Annotated in this window: 19 protein-coding genes; 7 read left to right on the top strand and 12 right to left on the bottom strand. The window is 30.0% G+C overall.

The features are described from left to right. Nucleotides 1-95: 95 nt before the first annotated feature. The 7 genes from AB2B44_RS09575 to AB2B44_RS09605 are packed head-to-tail and all read left to right on the top strand — an operon-like array spanning nucleotide 96 to nucleotide 9,483. Nucleotides 96-1,274: a DUF4221 family protein gene (locus AB2B44_RS09575; protein ID WP_369049354.1), complete on the top strand. Its 1,179-nt coding sequence runs from the start codon at nucleotides 96-98 to the stop codon at nucleotides 1,272-1,274. Continuing rightward, nucleotides 1,264-2,451: a DUF4221 family protein gene (locus AB2B44_RS09580; protein WP_369049355.1), complete on the top strand. Its 1,188-nt coding sequence runs from the start codon at nucleotides 1,264-1,266 to the stop codon at nucleotides 2,449-2,451. Before AB2B44_RS09575 ends, AB2B44_RS09580 begins: the two co-directional genes overlap by 11 nt. Continuing rightward, the gene (locus tag AB2B44_RS09585; protein WP_369049356.1) at nucleotides 2,441-3,625 is read left to right on the top strand and encodes a DUF4221 family protein; all 1,185 of its coding nucleotides are present in this window, start codon (nucleotides 2,441-2,443) and stop codon (nucleotides 3,623-3,625) included. Before AB2B44_RS09580 ends, AB2B44_RS09585 begins: the two co-directional genes overlap by 11 nt. Nucleotides 3,626-3,681: 56 nt before the next feature. Further along, entirely contained in the window at nucleotides 3,682-4,740 is a 1,059-nt protein-coding gene (locus AB2B44_RS09590; protein WP_369049357.1) for an efflux RND transporter periplasmic adaptor subunit, read from the top strand. 10 nt (nucleotides 4,741-4,750) lie between these two features. Further along, complete coding sequence (locus AB2B44_RS09595; RefSeq protein ID WP_369049358.1) at nucleotides 4,751-7,777, top strand: efflux RND transporter permease subunit; 3,027 nt, start codon at nucleotides 4,751-4,753, stop codon at nucleotides 7,775-7,777. Further along, the gene (locus tag AB2B44_RS09600; protein WP_369049359.1) at nucleotides 7,761-9,098 is read left to right on the top strand and encodes a TolC family protein; all 1,338 of its coding nucleotides are present in this window, start codon (nucleotides 7,761-7,763) and stop codon (nucleotides 9,096-9,098) included. The genes AB2B44_RS09595 and AB2B44_RS09600 overlap by 17 nt, the downstream gene beginning before the upstream one ends. Nucleotides 9,099-9,141: 43 nt before the next feature. Continuing rightward, entirely contained in the window at nucleotides 9,142-9,483 is a 342-nt protein-coding gene (locus tag AB2B44_RS09605) for a recombinase family protein (RefSeq protein WP_369049360.1), read from the top strand. 475 nt (nucleotides 9,484-9,958) lie between these two features. Here AB2B44_RS09605 and AB2B44_RS09610 read toward each other — a convergent pair whose 3' ends face one another. The 12 genes from AB2B44_RS09610 to AB2B44_RS09665 form a co-directional block, all read right to left on the bottom strand. Continuing rightward, nucleotides 9,959-10,999 carry a two-component regulator propeller domain-containing protein gene (locus AB2B44_RS09610; RefSeq protein WP_369049361.1) on the bottom strand — a complete coding sequence of 347 codons (1,041 nt, stop codon included), beginning with the start codon at nucleotides 10,997-10,999 and terminating at the stop codon, nucleotides 9,959-9,961. A 191-nt stretch (nucleotides 11,000-11,190) separates the two neighbouring features. Then, nucleotides 11,191-12,792, bottom strand: coding sequence for a hypothetical protein (locus AB2B44_RS09615; RefSeq protein WP_369049362.1), 1,602 nt, complete (start codon nucleotides 12,790-12,792; stop codon nucleotides 11,191-11,193). Nucleotides 12,793-12,928: 136 nt separating this feature from the next. Next, nucleotides 12,929-13,090: a hypothetical protein gene (locus AB2B44_RS09620; protein WP_369049363.1), complete on the bottom strand. Its 162-nt coding sequence runs from the start codon at nucleotides 13,088-13,090 to the stop codon at nucleotides 12,929-12,931. A gap of 136 nt (nucleotides 13,091-13,226) precedes the next feature. Next, complete coding sequence (locus AB2B44_RS09625) at nucleotides 13,227-13,961, bottom strand: porin family protein (protein ID WP_369049364.1); 735 nt, start codon at nucleotides 13,959-13,961, stop codon at nucleotides 13,227-13,229. A gap of 578 nt (nucleotides 13,962-14,539) precedes the next feature. Further along, nucleotides 14,540-15,211 carry a hypothetical protein gene (locus AB2B44_RS09630; protein WP_369049365.1) on the bottom strand — a complete coding sequence of 224 codons (672 nt, stop codon included), beginning with the start codon at nucleotides 15,209-15,211 and terminating at the stop codon, nucleotides 14,540-14,542. 10 nt (nucleotides 15,212-15,221) lie between these two features. Beyond that, entirely contained in the window at nucleotides 15,222-15,437 is a 216-nt protein-coding gene (locus tag AB2B44_RS09635) for a hypothetical protein (protein ID WP_369049366.1), read from the bottom strand. A 690-nt stretch (nucleotides 15,438-16,127) separates the two neighbouring features. Beyond that, entirely contained in the window at nucleotides 16,128-16,586 is a 459-nt protein-coding gene (locus tag AB2B44_RS09640; protein WP_369049367.1) for a heme-binding domain-containing protein, read from the bottom strand. Continuing rightward, nucleotides 16,587-17,153 (bottom strand): DUF3347 domain-containing protein, encoded by a 567-nt coding sequence (locus AB2B44_RS09645; RefSeq protein WP_369049368.1) that lies wholly within the window; start codon nucleotides 17,151-17,153, stop codon nucleotides 16,587-16,589. Between the two features lie 37 nt (nucleotides 17,154-17,190). Beyond that, nucleotides 17,191-19,485 (bottom strand): multicopper oxidase domain-containing protein, encoded by a 2,295-nt coding sequence (locus AB2B44_RS09650; RefSeq protein WP_369049369.1) that lies wholly within the window; start codon nucleotides 19,483-19,485, stop codon nucleotides 17,191-17,193. A 586-nt stretch (nucleotides 19,486-20,071) separates the two neighbouring features. Continuing rightward, complete coding sequence (locus AB2B44_RS09655) at nucleotides 20,072-20,920, bottom strand: sugar phosphate isomerase/epimerase family protein (RefSeq protein WP_369049370.1); 849 nt, start codon at nucleotides 20,918-20,920, stop codon at nucleotides 20,072-20,074. 11 nt (nucleotides 20,921-20,931) lie between these two features. Next, nucleotides 20,932-21,882, bottom strand: coding sequence for an LLM class oxidoreductase (locus AB2B44_RS09660; RefSeq protein WP_369049371.1), 951 nt, complete (start codon nucleotides 21,880-21,882; stop codon nucleotides 20,932-20,934). 854 nt (nucleotides 21,883-22,736) lie between these two features. Then, a complete protein-coding gene (locus tag AB2B44_RS09665; protein ID WP_369049372.1) occupies nucleotides 22,737-23,189 on the bottom strand; it encodes a hypothetical protein in 453 nt (150 codons plus the stop codon). Nucleotides 23,190-23,219: the final 30 nt, after the last annotated feature.

Consider the following 23,219-nt stretch of genomic DNA (forward strand, 5'->3'; position numbering starts at 1 on the left):
AAAGCAAGTATTTTTAACTTTACATTGTTCTTAGCCTCTCTATAATTTTATTGTTTAATAGCAAGTTGTTTTTTAATGTTTTAATTTTTTAATATATGAAATTTTTAATATCACTCTTTTTTCTTTCTTTCTTTTTTGCTTGTAAAAATGATAAATCCGCTCAAGAACTATCAAAACACGTCAACTACAAAAAAAGTTTAGTTGCTTCAAAAAAAGTTACACTTAAAAATAACGGTTATTTTTATAGTTTTTATACACAAGCTGATTCTAATAATGATTCTATTGTGTATAGAAAAAAAATGAGGTCTGGAAAAGATGGGATAGATATATACAACATATATAAAAAAGAAAGTCAAAAAGAAATTATATTTACGCCAGAAGTATTAAGGCTTTTAGGAAGGTATCATGGTTTTAATGTAAAGAGTAAAGATTCTATTTTTTTATTTGGGTTAAATAAAATAATGATGATAAATTCGGCAGGAGATATTCTTTTTGAAAGAAAATTATTGTCTGACGACCAATTTTCAGAGAACAAACCGATAAGTTCAGCAGCTGTAGTAAATAATTCGCAGCCTTATATTTTCCAAAATAAAATTTATTTAACCTATTGGGTAGATTTACCACCTGATAAGTCTAACCTGTTATACAAATCTAACGTAACATCGATATACCATATTAATGATGGTCGTTTTTTTGAGATGGATAGCTCTAATTACCCAACATCGTATTTTGATAAGTGTTGGTGTAATTTAGATACTAATGTTAGTAATGTTTTGAGAAAAAACACAGCTGTTTTTTCATATCCTATAGAAGACACATTGTATATTCATACACTAGATGAAAAAAAAGCTATTAAAAAGAAAATTGCAAGATCTAAGTATAAAGAAAGAGAAGTTAAGCAAATGCCATGTGATAAGTTGTGGGATCGGGAACCCTATTTTAAGCATTCATATGAGAGTTTTTTATATAGCGATTTAGTTTACGACCGTTATCGAGATGTTTACTATAGATTTTGCAAACATCTTAAAAAAGATTATAATATGAAAGATAAATTTAATTCATTAAATGATACATTTTCTATTATGGTTTTAGATAATCAATTAAATGTTATTTATGAAACAGCAATATTAAACACCAAACCAAAATATATTAGTTTTGATTATTTTATAAATAAAGAAGGTTTGTGGATTTCAACAAATAATCCAGATAATGAAAATTACAAAGAAGATGAGTTAGGTTTTGAACTGTTTGAATTGAAAAACAATGAAAATTAAATTTTTAATATCACTCTTTTTTCTTTCTTTCTTTTTTGCTTGTAAAAATGATAAATCTGCTCAAGAACTATCAAAACACATCAACTACAAAAAAAGTTTAGTTCCTTCAAAAAAAGTTACACTTAAAAATAACGGTTATTTTTATAGTTTTTATACACAAACTGATTCTAGTAATGATTCTATTGTGTATAGAAAAAAAATGAGGTCTGGAAAAGATGGAATAGATATATACAACATATATAAAAAAGAAAGTCAAAAAGAAATTATATTTACGCCAGAAGTATTAAGGCTTTTAGGAAGGTATCATGGTTTTAATGTAAAGAGTAAAGATTCTATTTTTTTATTTGGGTTAAATAAAATAATGATGATAAATTCGGCAGGAGATATTCTTTTTGAAAGAAAATTATTGTCTGACGACCAATTTTCAGAGAACAAACCGATAAGTTCAGCAGCTGTAATGAATAAGTCGCAGCCTTATATTTTCCAGAATAAAATTTATTTAACCTATTGGGTAGATTTACCACCTGATAAGTCTAACACGTTATACAAATCTAACGTAACATCGATATACCATATTGATGATGGTCGTTTTTTTGAGATGGATAGCTCTAATTACCCAGCATCGTATTTTGATAAGTGTTTGACTTCTTTAGATACTGAGGTTAGTAATGTTTTGAGAAAAAACACAGCTGTTTTTTCATATCCTATAGAAGACACATTGTATATTCATACACTAGATGAAAAAAAAGCTATTAAAAAGAAAATTGCAAGATCTAAGTATAAAGAAAGAGAAGTTAAGCAAATACGATGTGATAAGTTGTGGGGGGGGCAGAAAACCTATTTTAAGCATTCATTTGAGAGTTTTTTATATACTGATTTAGTTTACGACCGTTATCGAGATGTTTACTATAGATTTTGCAAACATCTTAAAAAAGATTATAATATGAATGATAAATTTAATTCATTAAATGATACGTTTTCTATTATGGTTTTAGATAATCAATTAAATGTTATTTATGAAACAGCAATATTAAACACCAAACCAAAATATATTAGTTTTGATTATTTTATAAATAAAGAAGGTTTGTGGATTTCAACAAATAATCCAGATAATGAAAATTACAAAGAAGATGAGCTAGGTTTTGAACTGTTTAAATTGAAAAACAATGAAAATTAAATTTTTAATATCACTCTTTTTTCTTTCTTTCTTTTTTGCTTGTAAAAATGATAAATCTGCTCAAGAACTATCAAAACACATCAACTACAAAAAAAGTTTAGTTCCTTCAAAAAAAGTTACACTTAAAAATAACGGTTATTTTTATAGTTTTTATACACAAACTGATTCTAGTAATGATTCTATTGTGTATAGAAAAAAAATGAGGTCTGGAAAAGATGGGATAGATATATACAACATATATAAAAAAGAAAGTCAAAAAGAAATTATATTTACACCAGAAGTATTAAGGCTTTTAGGAAGGTATCATGGTTTTAATGTAAAGAGTAAAGATTCTATTTTTTTATTTGGGTTAAATAAAATAATGATGATAAATTCGGAAGGAGATATTCTTTTTGAAAGAAAATTATTGTCTGACGACCAATTTTCAGAGAACAAACCGATAAGTTCAGCAGCTGTAGTAAATAAGTCGCAGCCTTATATTTTCCAAAATAAAATTTATTTAACCTATTGGGTAGATTTACCACCTGATAAGTCTAACACGTTATACAAATCTAACGTAACATCGATATACCATATTGATGATGGTCGTTTTTTTGAGATGGATAGCTCTAATTACCCAACATCGTATTTTGATAAGTGTTTGACTTCTTTAGATACTGGGGTTAGTAATGTTTTGAGAAAAAACACAGCTGTTTTTTCATATCCTATAGAAGACACATTGTATATTCATACACTAGATGAAAAAAAAGCTATTAAAAAGAAAATTGTAAGATCTAAGTATAAAGAAAGAGAAGTTAAGCAAATACGATGTGATAAGTTGTGGGATCGGGAACCCTATTTTAAGCATTCATATGAGAGTTTTTTATATACCTATTTAGTTTACGACCGTTATCGAGATGTTTACTATAGATTTTGCAAACATCTTAAAAAAGATTATAATATGAATGATAAATTTAATTCATTAAATGATACATTTTCTATTATGGTTTTAGATAATCAATTAAATGTTATTTATGAAACAGCAATATTAAACACCAAACCAAAATATATTAGTTTTGATTATTTTATAAATAAAGAAGGTTTGTGGATTTCAACAAATAATCCAGATAATGAAAATTACAAAGAAGATGAGCTAGGTTTTGAACTGTTTGAATTGAAAAACAATGAAAATTAAATTATTAAATACGAAGATAAATTAGTTATTAAAGAATTAGGTAACAAAAAATAATAATGAGAAAAATATTATTTATATCTCTGCTTTTTTGTATTTCATGCGAGAGGAAAGTTGATAGAGCAATAAAGGATAACGATGAATTATCCAAAGTAAAACAAAAGAAAGTAGAAGTATTTCTTATTAAAAGAAATATTTTTTATAAAACGATTATAAGTAATGGTAAAATATCTTTTCTTAAGAAGAATCAACTCTATTTTAAATCAACTGATAAATTAACTTCAGTTAATGTCAAAAATGGTCAAAAAGTAAATAAAAATCAATTATTAGCTTCTTTAGAAAACAATCTTTTAAAGAATAATGTAGATAAAGCCAAGATAGAATTACAAAAAGCAAACAATGAGCTAAAGGAGAAAAAGATAAATTACAATCAAGAAATCATCAGCCCAACTACACTTAAAAGTCTACAAATAAAAAGTGGTGTTTTAGAAGCCAAAAATAATTTAGAAAGAGCACAAATAGAATACGAGCAAACTTTATTAAAAGCACCATTTTCTGGTGTTATTGCCAATTTAGAAAAAAAACAAGGAGATTTTATTACTACTTCCGATGTGTTTTGTACTATCATTAACCCAAATGCTCTAGAAGTTTCTTTTTCAGTTTTAGAAAATGAGTTTGGTTTTATTAGTAAAGGTCAAGAAATAGAAATACAATCTTTTGCAAACAAAGACCAACAATTTAAAGGTGTTATTACCGAAATAAACCCCATAGTAGATAAAAATGGTCTTATAAAAATAAAAGCTAAAGTTATTTCAAAAAATACAGGTTTGTTAGATGGTATGAATGTAAAAGTGTTTATTAACAAACCATTAAAAGATGTGTTGGTTGTACCCAAAGAAGCATTAGTTTTACGCTCAAACCGAGAAGTAGTATTTACTATAGAAAATGGTTTAGCCAAATGGAATTATGTAGAAGTTGCAGGAGAAAATAATGATAGCTACGCCATTAAAAAAGGCTTAAAAGCTACAGATACGATTATTGTTTCGGGTAATTTAAACTTATCACATGATGCAAAAGTAAATGCTACTTTTGTAACTGATAATAGTACCCAAAAATAAGTAACTTACTATGGTAAAGTTTTTAATAAACCGTCCCATAGCTGTTTTTATGACAACTCTAGCCTTTTTATTATTGGGCATTGTTGCTTCTTCTCGTATTCCTACTTCTTTAATACCTGATATTCCTATACCCGAAATTACGGTACAGGTCAGCTATCCTAACAATACAGCAAGAGAATTAGAAACCAATGTAGTTCGTCCTTTACGAAATCAATTATTACAAGTTGGTAACTTAAAAGATATTTCTTCTGAAACAAGAGATGGTTTTGCAACTTTAAAGTTGTCTTTTGAATATGGAACAAATACCAATTTAGCTTTTGTAGAAGCCAATGAAAAAGTAGATGCTTCTTTAAATTATTTACCAAGAGATTTAGAACGACCTAAAGTTATTAAAGCCTCTGCTACCGATATTCCTATTGTAAATTTAACCGTTTCTTTGAAAGAAGATTTTTCTTCGGAAAAGTTTTTAGAATTAAGTGATTTTACAGAAACTGTTTTAAAAAAACGTATTGAACAATTACCCGATATTGCATTAGCAGATATTAGTGGAATAACTAAACCCGAAATTTTAGTAACACCCAACATTCAAAAATTACAAAGTCTTGGGGTAAGTAGTAATGAACTTATTAATGCTATCAAACAAAATAATTTTGAATTGGGTAATCTACTAGTTCAAAACGGAATTTATCAATATAATTTTAAATTTGCTAATCCTTTGAAAAACAAAAAAGATATTGAGAATATTTATCTAAATATTCACGATAAATTATTTCAGCTACAAGATTTAGCAACTATTCAATTACAATCAGAACAAGACAGAGGTTTAATCTATGTAAATGGTAAAAGAGCCATTGTATTAGCTATTATAAAGCAAGCAGATGCACGAGTTTATGAATTGAAAAAATCTCTTGAAAAAGTTACGCAGTCTTTTCTTAAAGATTATCCTAATTTAGAATTTACCACCAACCAAGACCAAACTAAATTATTACAACTTTCTATAGACAATTTAAAATCCAGTTTGTGGATAGGTAGTTTTTTGGCAATCCTAATAATGTTCTTCTTTTTACAAGATGTAAAGTCGCCTATAATTATTGCTATTAGTATTCCTGTTTCTTTAGTAATAAGTGTGTTGTTTATGTATTTGTTTGGGTTATCCATCAATATTATTTCATTATCAGGACTTATTTTGGGTGTAGGAATGATGATAGACAATGCCATTATTGTTATTGATAATATTACTCAAAAAATCGAAACAGGAAATAACTTAATTGATGCCTGCATAAAAGGTACAAATGAAATCATTACACCACTTATCAGTTCGGTTTTAACTACTTGTTCAGTGTTTTTACCACTGCTCTTTTTAAGCGGAATTACAGGCGCATTATTTTATGACCAAGCATTAGTGGTAGCGATTGGTTTGTTTTCATCTTTGTTGGTGTCTATTTTATTGATTCCTGTTATTTACAAGCAATTAAAGAACAAAAACTTCAAAATTGAAAAATGGTTGCAATTTGATGTTAAAACTCAACATATTGAAAATTGGTACGAAAAAGGATATAACTTTTTCTTTAAACGAAAAGGGATTGTTTATGGTATTTCGATACTATTTATATTTTTAGCTATTGTTTTATCAATGATAATGCCATATTCTCAATTACCCAAGATGAATCAAAATGAAGCAATTTTGAGTATTGACTGGAATGAAAATATTACCGCTAACGAAAACCAAAAAAGAATAACAAGATTATTTAAAGATAAAGAAAATGTTGAAACTATTTTCTCTCAAATAGGAGAACAACAATTCATACTACAACAAGAAAACACAAAAAGTTTTTCAGAAGCAAATGTATATCTAAAAACAAATACAATTGCTGAAATTGAAAATTTAAAGACTAGTTTACAAAGTGAAATTAAAAAAGTGTTTCCAAGTGCTACCTTTACTATTGAAAAACCTAAAAACATTTTCCAATATCTATTTGGTAATCAAAAAAGTGAATTAATCGCAAAAGTATTTTCAAGGAGTTCTTTAGAAGTTCCATCTGAAGAAAATTTATCCAATATTAAAAACTTACTAAAAGATGATACAGCTACTGAAATTCCTTTAAAACAAACTGCTTTTATAGAAGTATTACCCGAAAAAGTGTTGTTATACAATGTTTCTTATGATGATTTGTTAAATGAATTAAAATCTACGTTTAATCAAAATTTTATAGATAATTTAAAAACTGCTCAAAAATTTATTCCTATCAAACTCAATTATCAAAAAGAAACTTTTGAAATGATGATTGCTGATTTGTTTGTGAAGAATAAAAATAACGAGTTGATAGCTGTTCGTAATTTAATAAAAATTTATCCTGCTCAACAATACAAAACTATTACCGCAAATCGAAGTGGTGAGTATTTAGCGTTTGACATTAAAACAAATAACAATGCTAAAGATAAAGTGAATGAAATCCAAAATAAATTTACCAATCAACAAGAATATAATGTTCGTTTTGAGGGTAGTTTTTTTGACATAAAAGCATTAGGAAATGAATTATTAATTGTTGTTTTGGTAGCTGTGTTGTTACTTTATTTTATAATGTCTGCACAATTTGAATCGCTATGGCAACCTTTAATTATTTTATTAGAAATTCCAATTGATGTAGGAGGAGCATTATTATTACTATGGCTTTTTGGAGGAACTATTAATGTGATGTCGGCAATTGGAATTGTAGTGATGAGTGGTGTGGTTATTAACGATAGTATTTTGAAATTGCACACTATTAATTTATTGCGTAAAGAAGGAAAACCAATACAAGAAGCCATTAAGTTGGGAGGTAAATTACGTTTAAAACCTATTTTAATGACCTCTTTAACCACTATTTTAGCTTTGTTACCATTTCTCTTTATAGGTGGTTTAGGTGCTAAATTACAAAAGCCTTTGGCTTTAATAGTAATTGGAGGAATGTTAATAGGAACTTTTATAAGTTTGTATTTTGTACCTTTAATGTATGCCTTATTAAGTAAAAAAGAAAAGAATGAACACGATATTTAGATATTGTATCCTAACAGTTTTTTGTTTTTCAATAACCAGTTTATTTTCTCAAAAAAAATGGTCGCTAGAAGATTGTATTGAACACGCAAAGGAACACAATATTGATGTTATTAAACAAAAGATACAGGCAGAAGTATTAAATAGTGATATTAAAATTGCGAAAGGAAATTATCTACCCGATGCAAATTTTAATGCTTCGCAGAACTTTTCTCTTGGAAATTCATTTAATGTTTCTACAGGTGTTGGTCAGCTTGAAAGTAGTTCAAATAACTTTAATTTGTCTTCTTCTCTAAATGTTTTTAATGGCTTTAAAAATAGATATACACTTCAAAAATCTAAATTATCAAAAGAAAAATTAGAAGCAGATATAGATAAAATACGATTTGATTTAACGTTAAATATTACTAATAAATATTTGCAAGTTCTCTTTAATAAAGAAATTTTAAAAGTTGCTCAAGAACAAGTAGAAATTAGTCAACAAAACTACAACAGACTAAAAAAGCTATACGATAATGTACTGATTGAAAAAAGAGAATTATTAGAAATTGAATCCACATTTGCTTCTGACACCAAAGAAAAGGTGATTGCAGAAAATAACGTAAAAAATAGTTTGATAGAATTACAGGAATTATTGGATATTAAACAAATTGAGAATTTTGATATTGAAGAAATTTCTATTCAAAATATACCATTGACACCAAATGAAATTACTGAACAAGTAATAGAAAATAACCCACAAATTAGTAGTTCCAAATTAGATATTGAACTCAAAAATAAAGATATTCAACTTTCAAAGGTTAATTTTTATCCCAGAGTAAATTTAAATTATTTTTATAGCAGTAATTATTTTCACATTCTAGGTCAAGATGATGTTGTGTTTAACCAACAAACAGGACAAAGTGAAGCGAATGGTTTTTGGATACAATTAAACAATAACAGAACTCATTTTATTAGTATTTCAGCTACCATCCCAATTTTTAATAGGTTTCTAACAAAAGAAAATTATAAAAAAACAAAAGAAGAATTAAAGACATCAGAAGCTGAATTAGAAAGTAATAAACAAATTTTGCGAAATAAAATCAAAGTAGCGACAAATGATGTATATACCTCTAAAGCGTCATTAGAGTCTTCCAAAACTGCTTTAGATACTCAAAAACAAGCCTTTGAAATCTTACAGAGTCAATACAAAAATGGGAATGTTGGTAATTACGAATTTTTAGAAAGTAAAGGGAAATATATCAGAAATGCTTCAGAATATATTAAAGCTAAATATAAATACTATTTTAAATTGAAAGTTTTAGCGTATTATTTTAACCAATAGCATCATATTATTACGCTTAAAAAAATACTTTTTCAATATTACCTTGTTTTTAAAAACAAGCCTTTTTAATTTAGACCCTCACTTAAAAACTTGGAAGTCATGTAAAAAACGAGGAGATAGCCCAGAACATCATTTAGACCAAGCAAAAACCTATGCAAAATTACACAACTATGAAGTTGCTGAAATTTACGACTTAACGGGTGTATCAGGTAAAACAGTTAAAGAACATCCTGAATGCCAACGTATGCTGATGGATATTCATCGTGAACATGTTAGTGGTTTTATCTTTTCCAAGATTGCACGTTTTACTCGTAATATTATTGAGCTTTTAGAATTTGCAAACTTCTTTCTGAATATATTGAAGAAATATTTAAAAGTCAATTAAAACAATTTCTTCTTTCAGAAAAAGATATTGAAGCCTATTACCAAACTAGCCAAACAGGCATTAAATACAAAGAAAGAGAACTTAATATTGTAAAAGAGAAAATAAAAAAAGGTAAAAACCAAGATTTATAAACTCTTCGAATTGTATGAAAACAATCAAATTGAAACTTCTCGTTTTAACGAATTTTACAAAGAACCATTCCAACATTAGAAAGTGAAATTAAGATTTTAAAAGAACACGTAAAATCGAGTGATTATATTTTAACAGAAACTAAATCTTTATATGATAATTGGGATAAGTTATCCAACGAAGAAAAAAGAAATGTCGTAGAAACCATCACTCAAAACATTATTGTAGGCGACCAAGAAGTATCAATAAACCTTTATTCCTTAAGCCCTCCAAAGAAAAATACCTCTTTTTCTAAATTGATTGCAAATGGGCAACGTGTACTATAACACGGTGTTAGCTGCTGCCTTTATTCATTTTTCAATTGGGTTAGGTCTATTAACTGCTCTCCGTCATATTTCCACAGATTTCCTTTTCGACCACCAAACCATAGATTTCCTTTTTTATCTTCGATAATTGTCCTTATTGCAATTCCCGACAGCTTGTCAAATGAATTAAATTTTCCATTTTCAAAATAACAAAGAGCTCCCCAGTCACTTCCCAACCATAGTTTTTCATCTGTACTTTGGAATACAACTGCAACATTGTTAGCACACAATCCATTTTTTTTGTTAAAATTTATAAAGTTGTTTCCGTCAAATTTATCTAAACCACCATTTCGGTTTCCGTTAGTTCCAATCCAAATATTTCCCATATTGTCTTGATATAGGTAACGAACCATATTATCACTTAATCCATTTTCGCTTTTGAAATCTTTAAATGTCTCTCCGTCAAAGCGAGTTATTCCACCATTACTCATTGAAGCAAACCAAATATTGTTGTTTTTGTCCTGTATTATACTTTGCACGACATTGTGATGAAGACTGTCTTCAAATTTTCTACCTTTGTCAGCTAAAATACTCTCAAATGTATTTCCGTCATACTTATAAGCACCACCACCAGAAGTACCAATCCAAAGCATACCATCATTATCTTGAATTATTGAATTTGCTTGGTTTGGATTTATAGTTGGATAAATGTCTTTATACCAATCACTACTGGTGTCAATATATGGAAGTGAAATTTGAGTAAACGTATTGCCATTGTATTTGCACAAACCTTTATTAGTAGCCAACCAAATTATTCCTTTATCATCTTCAATTATGTTCCATATTTGGTTAGTGCATAGTCCATTACTTTCATTAAAGTTCGAAAATTTTTCTCCGTTATATTTGTATAGTCCTTCAGTTGATGTTCCAAACCATAAGTTTCCATTTCTGTCAAGAAGACTACTTGTAACAATATCGGCATCAGTATAAACTTTAAACTCTTTTGTTTCAATAGGTTTATTTTTTTGTCCATTGCAAGAAGTAAATAGAAATAAAAATATGGTTGGCAGTAGAAATCTCATTTTGATGTTTGTTCTTTTTAGGTTGCAGCTAACAAAGTGCTAAACGTAGTTCTGCTTTGAGAAAGTAAATGTAATAAATTTGAATAATCAATACTAGTGATGAGTAGTTGAGTGGTTAGTATACAAAATATACAAGTACACACCAAACTGAAAATCCGTGAGAATTTTCAGAAGTAGGGGAGAACTAGCAATTACTTATAGCCATTGTTGGCAGGCATAATTATTTGTTTGTCAATATGTTTTCCATTCTTGTCAAATGTGTATAAGTATATTTCTTGTTTTTCATCTATTGGCAGTTCAGTTTTCTTTCCTGATTTTATTATTGTTGTAAAATATGGAACTTTTTTAATGTAATCATATTGGTTTTCAATCTCATTACCAAAGAACAATGCAATTTGAACATCATTTTTAGTATTGTTTTTGTATTGATATGAAGCTAATATATTTTCCATTTGAATTTCTGTTTCGTTGTTTAGAACCAAATAATCTACGGAGTTTAATCTTTCATTATCAAAAAGCTTGCTGTTAATAATTCCATATTTTGAGTTAATTTGTTGTCTGTATAAATTTAAGTGAGTTTGGCTAATGGTAAGTGGATCAATATTATATTTATCTTTAAAAATGCTAGCCATCCATTCTTTTCCTCTGCTTGTTGGTTTTTCAAGGATATGGTCAATTCCAGCTAAGACCAATACTTTGCTATTAGGGGTAATTTTAAAAGTTTTATTATATAAATTTTCTGCTTGACCAATTTCCCTATTTTTGTTGCTGTCAGTGTTTTCATAAGCCACAAATTCAAATCCTAATTCTTTTGCTTTTCTTATAAGGTTTGAGTAATTCTGTTCGCTCGTGTAAAATCCTGTTTCAAGAACAGGATAAGAATTCGCCAAATTTAATATGCTGTCTTGTTTTGTATTTAGTGCCTCCAAGGCCAAATAATTATAGCCTATTTTTCTTAGGTTTTGCAATAAATCAAAAATCAATATTCGGTGATTAGGATAAAAGTGATTTTCATTTATCATTACAATTTTACAATTCTCAGCTTCTTTAATAATTGTATCAATAACCTGTGAATTAAAAACTGAATTCTTTCTTATGATTTCAGAAATAGTATCATTTGGTTCAAATCTTGATTCGAGTTTGTTCAAATAGGATTCATAAAATTCATTCTTTCCGAGAAATGAAGAAAATGTAAGTTCCATTTGTAGTTTAGACCATTCCTCTTGTTTGTCGTAAGTTGGAAATTCATTTATTTCATTGAGTGCAGCATAGAATTTATTGGAAGATTTATATTTTTTCACAATATCAAAAACAGTACTGATTTGCTTTCTGTAAGTAGAGCCTAATTCTAAACTCTTAAAAATATTGTTCAAATCAATTTCTAAAGTTTTTTTTGAATTTTGAGCTAATGGGTTACCTATAAACCTAATCACATGGCTGTTAATAATTGTGTCGAATACGATAAGTTCTTTTGGGTAATTTTGGGGGCTATTTTTAGAGATTGTTACAAAATACTCGTATGGAGGGTCATTAGTCTTACCATAAACTAAAACATTATTTAACAGTTTAAATTTCTCATTGCGGATAATTTTCTTTAATTCCTTTTTATTGGTAGTATAGGTTATATCCGCGGGTGTTTTAAAATATAATTGAAGAGAATCATTTATTACATGAATGCTGTAATTTTTGATATATTTATTTTGCTCAAAATATTCACTTATTTTTGGTGAACACCCAAGTAAAATCAAAAGTATTGATATGAATGATAGTTTCTTTATTATGATGACTGCCAACGCATTCTGCTATAAGTAGTTGTGTGACTAAGATACAACTTTTGTAAGTACACACCAAACTGAAAATCCGCGAGGATTTTTCAGAAGTAGGGGAGAACAAGTAATTACTTATAGCTATTGTAGTACACAGGCTTTTCTATTTTTTTGCAGTTACAATAGCACGGTTGTTAATTCGTTTCCATTGATTATCGGTATCTAATACAAGTGAGTTGTAGGAAATAAAATCATTTTTCGAGTTATCGATTTTAAGTTTTACAGAAGCAATTTTATCACTCAGATTAAGTTCTAGAATTTCCATTTTTCAGTTGCTTAAAATACGTGTTTTAATTCTAATTCATGCAAAACCTCATCTATACCAAATACCGAATAAGGTACAATCAGTAAAAGCGATAATAGTGAAAATTTCTTACGTCAATTTTAATATCAAATATAAATTACTTGTTTTCTAAATTCTTTTTAGTCAATTTGTCCGAAATAAATGGCAGACTGATATGTATTGAAAAATAACTACTGTTGTTTTTTTTAGCAATAAATTTATTGTCAAACACATCAGAAAATCCATTGTAGTATCTAACATTTAATATAATGCCTTTTCCTTTATGTGCTGTTTTAAAGAGGTAGCCTATATTGAGTATTGCACCGTAATCTGTACCAGCTACATTATCTTTTATAGATTGGTCAAAATCTCCCAAATTACCTTCATAGACAATATTGCCTTTTTTGCAAAAAGATATTTGTGGTGCTATGCCAAATCTAAAATTAGAATTATTTGGCTGGTAATACACAAACACAGGTATGTCTGTATAAGCAAGCGTTAAATTAGCAGGTACATCTTGATATAAAGCATTTAGATTGGTATCTGTAGAGTTAAGTGAAAAGCGATTTAAATTTATACTTCGTTTAGACAAAAAATAAACAGTTGGACTCACATACCAATTCTCTGACAGTTTTACATTGCCTGCAATTCCAAAATTAATAGCATTGGTTGGTTTTGAACCTGTTACATTACTAAAGTTACTCCATGGAATACCCAATTCCATACTCAAATTAAATTTTTCACTGGCAACTTTATCACCAAATAAGGCAGCAATTATAGCAGCTTGGGCATTTGCCATTTGTATAGATACAGTTAATAAAATCAGTGTTGTAATATATTTTATACCATTCATATTAGTTTGTTTTTATATGTATAAGAAATTATAATCATTGGTATTGCAATTAAAAGCATTATGTAATTTTCAATAGCAAAACCAAAAGCAATCCAAATTAACATAGTTCCTAAATAACCCAGGTGTCTAATTATCTTATAAAGACACAGACATTATAGTTTGTATTTAACTACTATCTTTCCTGTTTTTACAAATAAAATTTGTAGCAATTATAGAGCCAATGAAAATTCCTATATATTTAAAAATATCAACCTTGAGTATATAAAAATCAACGATAAATCCTAAAATAGCTAAAGGAGAAATATACTTGGAATATATTAGTAAATTCTTCATTTTAATATTTCGCACATTTAATTTTTTAGAATAAACTTCGTTTATCGTTAATTATATTTTTTTATTCTTTTCTTTTTTCTTCCAAGTAGAGCATTTCTTAGATATAGTTGGATGTTGATTTTAGCGCTTTATTGGTGAACAATTCACTTTGAGAAGCGGTATTGTATAAGCAACAGGTCGTTATGGTTTTTAGCAGACAATAAGCCTTATATTTTAACTTCGTTATGGGCTACTTTAAGGAATATTTAATCTGACTTAATAAGATTTTCTAGCTCTTCTTTTTTCTTTTTTTCTTTCTCAACAATCTTTTTCATTTCTTTTACCTTTTCTTCTGCAAGTATGATTTTTTCATTCTTTTGAGTTTCTTCTTCTAATGTAATTTCGCCCTTTTCTTTTTGTTTTTTTACTTTTTCTCTAGCTTGCTTAATTTTCTCTTCATTTTCTTTTATTTGATTTTCTTGCTCTTTAACTTTTCTTTCTATTTCATCTCTTTTTGATTCGGCAGCAACTTTGGCTTCCGTAGCACGTTGTTGACCAAATTCTTTACCACGTAATCCTTCTTTGTTTTTACCATAAGCATTACCATCTTCTTTGGTCTCATTCACATTTTTCTTATTTTCTTTTTTAACCTTTTCTGTTTTATTTTTTGAATGATCCTTTATTTCGGTAGTATCATTATCCATTTTTTTATTACCCTTTTCTTTGGTCTCATTCACATTTTTCTTATCCTTTTTAACTTTTAATTCTTTGTTGGGCTTATTCTTTTTATTTGGTTTTTCTTGAGCATTTTTATTTTTGTTGTCCTTTTTATGGGTTTGCTCAACATTGTTAGGTTTGTTCTGTTTTCCTTTTCCTTGAGCATTTAGAATTGAGGAAGAAATAAAAAATACAATGGCTATTAATACTATTTTTTTCATAAGGTACTTTTTAAATGTCATTTAATAAACTGTCTATTTTGCTTTGAGTGGCTTTGAATTTAGATTCCGAATTATGAATTAATTCGACAGATTCTTGAGTAGCTTGTTCAATTTTTTCAGTTTGTTTCTTTAATTCTTTAGAAATCTCTTTTTTTGGCTTTTCTCCACTAACACAAGCAGTTATAATGGCTGTTAGAAGGAGAAGAAAATAAATACTTTTTTTCATAATTATAAATTTTTATTTGTTCCGTTTTTTGTGGTTTCCATATTCCACATTATTAATTGTCTACAGCACATGAGTATAACGCATCGTTTACGGCTAAAGATAGTAATTTTTTTATATACTGTGTTATGGGCTTTTAGCTAAGGGTATTATAATAAAATAAAGAAAAATCCCTAATATAATTATTAAAGTCAAAGGTCTTATCTTAAAACCTAAAAGCACCTTCTGCTTATTAAAAAACCAATTATTTTTTTCTATAATTCTTTATTTTTACTAGGGTAAATAAAATCAAGTGTAATGCAATTTATATCTAAAGGTACGAAAAAATCCAATTAAAAAAGCAAATATTACAATAGTTCTAGAAGATTGGAAATTATTAATTGTAACATTTTTAAAAATTCCTCTAGGTATTGTTTTTATTGTTATTGTTATATCGCCTGATGTAAAAACAGTAATAAGAAAGCAACGCAAATCAAATGTCGCCTTTGGTCAATTGCCTACTAACGGCTTTGAATTTATAAAAGTACCTTTGATTTAAACGCTTAAACGGCTATTTTTTATACGTTGTTACTTATACTGTATTTATTTTATTTAGCTTGTTTTCAGCGTTAGCGAAGTCATACTCTTTTATAAGTTTTAGCTTGTGTAGCTAGCTTTTAGTGTAGAAAAATCAATTCAATTGTTTTTATCACATCAATATTTTAGACTGTCTTTTAACTGATTCATATAGTCGATTATTTTCGTCTTTTCTACCTTGTGTAATACAGCATTTTTATGAATCCATGTGTACGAAGGAAGAGGCATTTCACCGTTTTTTATTTGGTTGATGATAGATTTTAATTTGCTATTTTTTCTTCGGTTTGAATAATCGTCCCATTCGTTAAAATTCAGTTCGGATTTTCCTTTATTTATATGCTTTTCCAAAAACCAACTAATAGGTTGAATTTTATTGTACCAAGGATAATTGGTATGGTTACTATGGCAATCATAACAGGATGTTTTTAATAAATCACCAATATTTTTAGGCGTATTGTTTGTTAATATAAAATCGGTTTTTGGCACCATATCATTTTGGTTGTGTTGCGTGGGCACAAATTGTATGCCCACGAACACTACCAATAGAATTACTCCTATGATTTTAAGAAATCTCATTTAGTTAATCTCCTTTTGTACTTTTCCACAGGTCAACATTTTGCTTCCATAGTAAGGGTTTTTGATTTCTTTGTTCAAACTCAACCAAACACTTCCGCCATCATACATTGGGCAAAAATCTTGGTATAATTTGGTTTTTGATCCTGTAATAGTCACCAAATCCGTAACATCTTGACTCAAAATTTTAAAATGTTCACGCTGGTGTTTTATCGGACTTTCAGAAATGTGTTCGGCATTTTCCACGGCATCAGCTATAATGTCAGTGAGTTCTTTTTGCTCCTTTTTATTATATTCGCTAATATTCAAAGCTTTGAAGGCCTCCATTGTCATTTTTGCAGCTTTTTGTGCTGCTTTATTGTTGTCCGCTACCAAGGCGTCTTTTAGCGCCATATAGTTTTTGAGAATAACAGAAATATTCGATTTTTGGATATTGTTAGTTGCGTGAACATTATTTTGGTTCACTTCGGTATTTTTAGAATTATCTTTTTTACCGTTGTTACAAGACATTACTGATAAACTAATAAAAGTTATTGTAACAATTGCTGTTGTTAATTTTATTTTTTTCATTGTTTTTAAAATTTAAATAGATAATTATTGTTTCTGTCTAAAATCTTATTGATAGACCTCCACCTGCACCAAAACGATTGTCGTAGCTTGCTGTCAATGAAAAGTCTCTTGATAAAAAATATTCGATACCTGCATTCCAAGTAACTTCTCTTTCAAAATGACTTCCTGCATCGAGTTTGTTTACCCAACCAAAATCAGCTTGATATTCGTACATTCCAAAAATTGAAGTTCTTGGGAAAATCATTATTTCTCGGCTCAAACTTATTTGAGGACGTAATTTATTGTCAACACGAACATCAAGATCTAATAGGTAAGGCGTTAAATAACGGATTCCTGCTATGGCTGTTGTAGATATTTCGTTCAGGTTATCTCTATTTTCATTCTCGATATTTACCCCACCAAAAACCCTGAAATAATCATACAGATAATATTCGTAAGTTGCTTCTGCTTCGAGGTTTTTGTTCCAACCATATTCTGCCGAAACGTTAAATTGATTGCGAATATTTGAAGCAACAAGGTTATAGGCTGCTGTATTTGATGCCATATCAAGTGTTGACCAAGCATAATATTTATCTACTTTTTTCATTAAGTTGGATGTTGGATATTTTAACATCCTCGGGTCTGTTGGTGTATCGTAACTCATAACTCTTGCCATTCCGCTTATCATATGATAGAGGATGTGACAATGAAAAAACCAATCGCCATACTCATCGCCACCATTTTGGTAAAATTCTAGGGTTACTTTACCCATAGACGGAACATTTACAGTATGTTTAAGAGGCGAGTATTCTCCATTTTCATTAATAACCCTAAAAAAATGACCATGAAGGTGCATTGGGTGAGGCATCATTGTCAGGTTGTTAAAAGTTATTCTGGTAACCGTATCTTTACTGATTTTTATATTGTCCGTTTCGCTCAAAGGCACACCATTCATACTCCATATATAACGGTTCATATTTCCTGTCAGGTTCAATAAAATGTTTTTAACAGGAACGTTTTTTGGATAGGCTGTTTTTACGGGCGATTTTAAATAATCGTAGTTGTATTGCGAATACATTTCCATCCCATTCATTTTCGTTTTATCTTTTTTGGAATCTCCCATTTTCATTCCGTTCATTTTTGGCATCGTGTTTTTTTTCATTGTCATGCCATCCATATTGGAATGAGTCATTTTCATTGTATCTTTAGGCATCTTCATTCCATATTTTTTTTCCATTTTATAACGGTCATCTTTTTTCGGACGATACTTTAATGCAGGTGCTCCCATTTTCATATCCATTTTTGCCATTTTCTTCATCATTTCAATTTTGTTGGGTTTTGGAACAATTTCGGCAGGAATCACTTTCCCTTTTCCAAAATAAGTGGTTGTTGTTCCCGAACCATCTTGTGCCATAGCACGAAATTCTATTTTTCCATTTTCGGGAATGGTGATGATAAAATCATAGGATTCAGCAATGGCAATAAAAGTTTTATTGTGCGGAATTGGGACAACGTTTTTTCCGTCTGCCGAAACCAAAAGTGGCGTTTGTCCGCCAAATGTCATCCAAAAATTAGTCGATGTCGAGCCATTTATTATACGTAAACGAACTTTTTCGCCTGGTTTAAATTCAGGATATTCAACCGATTGTTTACCATTGATTAAAAAGGCGGGGTAATAGACATCGGCAATGTCTGCACTTTCCATCCGTTGTTTCCAAAATTTTAGCTGAGCACCAAACCCACCATGTCCAATTACTTTATTTAAAGGTGTGGATGTTCCTTTTTTTATTCCATACCATTCATTGCCACGTTTCAGGTTTCGCAATACGTTTTCAGGTTTCTCGTTTGTCCAATCAGACAACATCAAAACCAAGTCTTTGTCGTATGGTAAGGCTTTCTTTTTTGGATGGATTATTACTGAACCGAAAACACCACTTTGTTCCTGTAACATTGTATGCGAGTGATACCAATATGTTCCCGACTGTCTGATTGGAAATTCATATTTGAAAGTAGTTCCTGGTTTTATAGGAGGTGTGGTTAAATAAGGTACACCATCATAAAAATTAGGTATTAAGATGCCGTGCCAATGGATAGACGTTTCTACATCCATTTCATTTTTAACATAAATGACGGCATATTCGCCTTCCGTAAATTCGAGTTTTGGGCCGGGAATAGTTCCATTAATAGTCATTCCCATTACTTTTTTTCCTGCTTTTTCGACCATTTCTTTTTTTATGGTCAACGTATATTTATGAACAGGTAAATTATTAACATTTCCTTCTACTAATTGTCCAAAAATGGGTTGGTTACCAATCATTAACAGAAGAATTAGAATATTGATGAGATTCTTCATTTTAAAATATTTTAAGTTTGTAATTAATATATAAGCTAAAAAATACAAGCCAAAGACTTGTTTTAAAAAAGACAAACCTATGGCTATCAAAAAAATATTATAACTTATTTAGGCGGTAGCCAAATGGAAAGATAAATATCTTTAGGTATGTGTTGAACGTAAGTCCAGTTCACATTTAAGGTCTCGAAATTATTCGTGTTCGATAGTTTAAAATCATTCTGAAAAAAAGGAATACTAATCGAGTTTGGATAATGGCAAAAGAAATTACAGCAAGCTCCACTGCAGCCTTTATCGTGTTTTTTATCTTTGTTACAACACGGTTTTTTATAATGATTGTCCTTACTTGAACAAGTCATCTTTTCACTACTTGCCTTTACAGAAGTGTTTTTACACGCAAATGCATTACTGGAAGCAAAAACCAATAATGAAATTAAGAGTGTCAATATGTGTGTAGTAGATTTCATGCAACTTGAGTTACAAAGGTAATAAATGTTTTTTAATTTTGTTCGTTTTTTTTGAGCGTTGGTTTTTGTATCAGCAAAAAAAACAAATGTGCTAAACATAGTTCTGCTATTGTTGTACACCGTTATTCTTTTAAAATATGGGTGAACCAATGCGGGTGTTTGTCGGCTCTTTCTATCATGCCTTTTATAGCGCTATAAGCTCGTTGTAACTTTTGATATGGATCGCCGCCTTCTTCCCACATCATGGCACCAAACATGCCTTTGTATCCGAGATTTTTTAATGCGCCAATTATGGCAAAATTGTCTAATTCTCCAGTGTCTGCGGGTTCACAAGTGGCAATTCCACCCCAGCCTAATGGGCTGCGTCTGCTCCCAGCTATGTGTACTTTACGCGTATAGGGATAGCACTCTTTTAAATAAGTGGCGGGGTTACTGCCGTTTTCGCCATACCAATGTACAACGGTCATAACCATACCCAAGTTAGGGTGCTGCAAGGTATTGCAAAGCCGAATGGCGTCTTTGTAGTTATCCATCCAAAATTGGACATGCGGATAAAGCAATAACTCTAAGTTTCGTTTTTGACATATAGCCAAGGCTTTGGTTAGCCAAGGAATAATGACACTATCTCCAGCCACGTTTGATTTGGGGATACCCCGACCAGCACTTTGAATAGCTAGGTCTATTTGTTTGCAGCCTTCTATGTTTTCGAGCATGGTGAGTATACCCGTATTATTCGGATGGTCGGCAGGGTAGTCTAAGTTAAGCACCACGTAGGTACCTGTGACTTCTAAATCATATTTTTCTTTCACTTGGGCATAGAGCAGACTTTCTTGCCAACGGACGCCGTTCCAAATTGAAAAGTTGATGCCGTCATAGCCTATGTCTTTTACCATTTCGCAGCGGGCTTCAAAATTATAGACGCCTAAGCTATTGTAAAAAGCAAAATCCATTGCATATAGTTTATGTTTCATGTGGTTGATTTTTAATGGAAATGAGGAAGTATTTTATTTGAAATTTGTTGCAACGTGTCCTCTACATGGTTAGAGTTAAATCGTAATACAACACCAATGTGATTTACCCCAATATCGCGCATCAGATTAAAATAAGCGATTAGGTAATTTGCGCCTGCCCTAAAGCCTAAATGTAGGGGCACAGGCTTGAAGTTATCATCGGGGTGTAGGTCAATAAACAAGGACTGCATATAGGGCTTGTCGTAATCGTATTTTTGCGCAATGATCCCACGCCACTCTTTAATGGTGGTTTCAAGTTGTGTTTGGCCCATGGGGTAATTCATCCAGCCATCCGAAAATTCAGCATTCCATGCTATCGATTGCTGACTATGGGCTGTGACCAACATCGGTATTTTAGAAGCCGTTGGTTTGGGTATGATGTCTAAACTGCCGTCTAATTGACCATAATTTTCTGAATAGAATTTGGGATAAGGTTCGGCGGATTTTCGAATGTACTCGAAGGCTTCTCTAAATAGCTGACTTCTTTTTTGATAGTCTATATTCATAGCAGGATACTCCGTTGGGCGGTCGCCCGAAGCCACGCCCATCAAAAATCTTCCACCCGATAATTGATCAAGAGATGCCGCCGCTTTGGCTATGTGCGCTGGGTGGTGCAGCGGTAAGGCTATACTTGCCGTACCGAGGGCAATAGATTCTGTATGTGCTGCGAGATACCCCAAATAAGTAAAGGGTTCGTACACTTGCCCCGCATCACCAAAAGAAGGTACAAAAAACGGAATATCGCGAACCCATAAGGCTTTAAACCCCAGTTGTTCTACCAATTTAGCCCGCTTAATGTGGTCATTCATGGTGGCTATGGGATTCATCTGGTTATTCTCAATGGGAATGCCCACTCCGATAGTCAATTTGTTAGGAGTAAAAATAGTATTGTAGGCGGTGTTTATTTTTTCAAACAGTTTCATTCTTAAAATTTAAAATTAGGTAGGTATTTGAAGTCTTCTTTTTCGTCTTTGTTGACAACAATTCACTTTGAGATGCAGAGTTGCGCAAGCAACGCAAATCAAAGTTCGCCTTTGGCGAATTGTTCACCAACAGCCATGTGTATGAAAAGTAGCGGTTTTTAGGTGCTAACTTTTTGGTTTATCACTAACCTAAAAGAAGAGTAATTACTTTGAATTTAGCACTTTATCTGCTATTTTTTATATACTGTGTTATGCCACGTTATTTTTTTCATTTTCTTTATAGCCAAATTGAACCTAAGAATATTGGGAAAAAAATAATTATCATTAAATAAAAGTCAAATTACTAATACTAAAACTTGTCCTGTTGCTATTGATAGCGTAAGGGCATATATTTTCTTTTATATCCAATCTAAAAATTTAGTAAAATTATCTTCTATAGCGTCAGTTATGGTTAAATATAGCAATTATTTTTTTAGATTAGCACAGGTTTTAACAATTTTGAGTGGATTTAGACGTAGTCAAATCGGTCGTAATTATGGTTATGCAGTATGGTAAGCAGTTTTTTTATTTTGTTCGGTCAATTTTATTTCAGATATAATTCTTTAAAATACTCAAATCGTTTTCCAGGAATTATCATTTTCCATATATCTTTTTTATGAATAATGCTTTTATCGGCTAGTCTTTTTCCGTCAGTATAAGTTCTGTAAACGAATACATAAAAGATTAAGAGTCCAGCGAAAAAAGGTCCATTTATCAAGTCAGATTTACTCAGCCAGATTAGAATTCCGAGAGGTGTTAAAATCAAAATGTAAAAGGTTAATAAGTTTTTCATTTTCGTTCTGTTTTAATTGTGGTTATATAATGTTGGCAACAGTTGTTTTCCAATTCTTTCTATTTTTATAATATTCAATGAGTTTATTTCTCTCTTTTTTTCTTTTGTTAGATGAAATGAATAAAGGAATTGATATTCCCAATTCGATAACTCCAGTTGCGACAAACATCATCCCGATAGATTCTCCGACTCCTTCTTGGGCATTTTTAGAACCTGAAATTACCATAATTCCAAGTGTTGTAGTTAACGCAGACAAAGAAGTCAATACTATTCCAACAGTTTTATTTGTTCTCCTTTTTTTATCTTTTCCTAAAATTGTTTTTAAATTAAAATAATCGGTTGAATTATTTAGGTTAATCGAGTTAAAATTAATTTCAAACGAACTCAGTCTTTTAAGCTCATAATTTTTAAAAGTTTGAGAAAAACCAATAGTAGATAAAAATAAAATAGATAAAGTTATCACTGTCCTATTCATAATTATCGTCAACGGTTTTGTGTAAGATTA

It is taken from the genome of Tenacibaculum sp. UWU-22 (assembly GCF_041021355.1).
Taxonomy (GTDB): Bacteria; Bacteroidota; Bacteroidia; order Flavobacteriales; family Flavobacteriaceae; genus Polaribacter.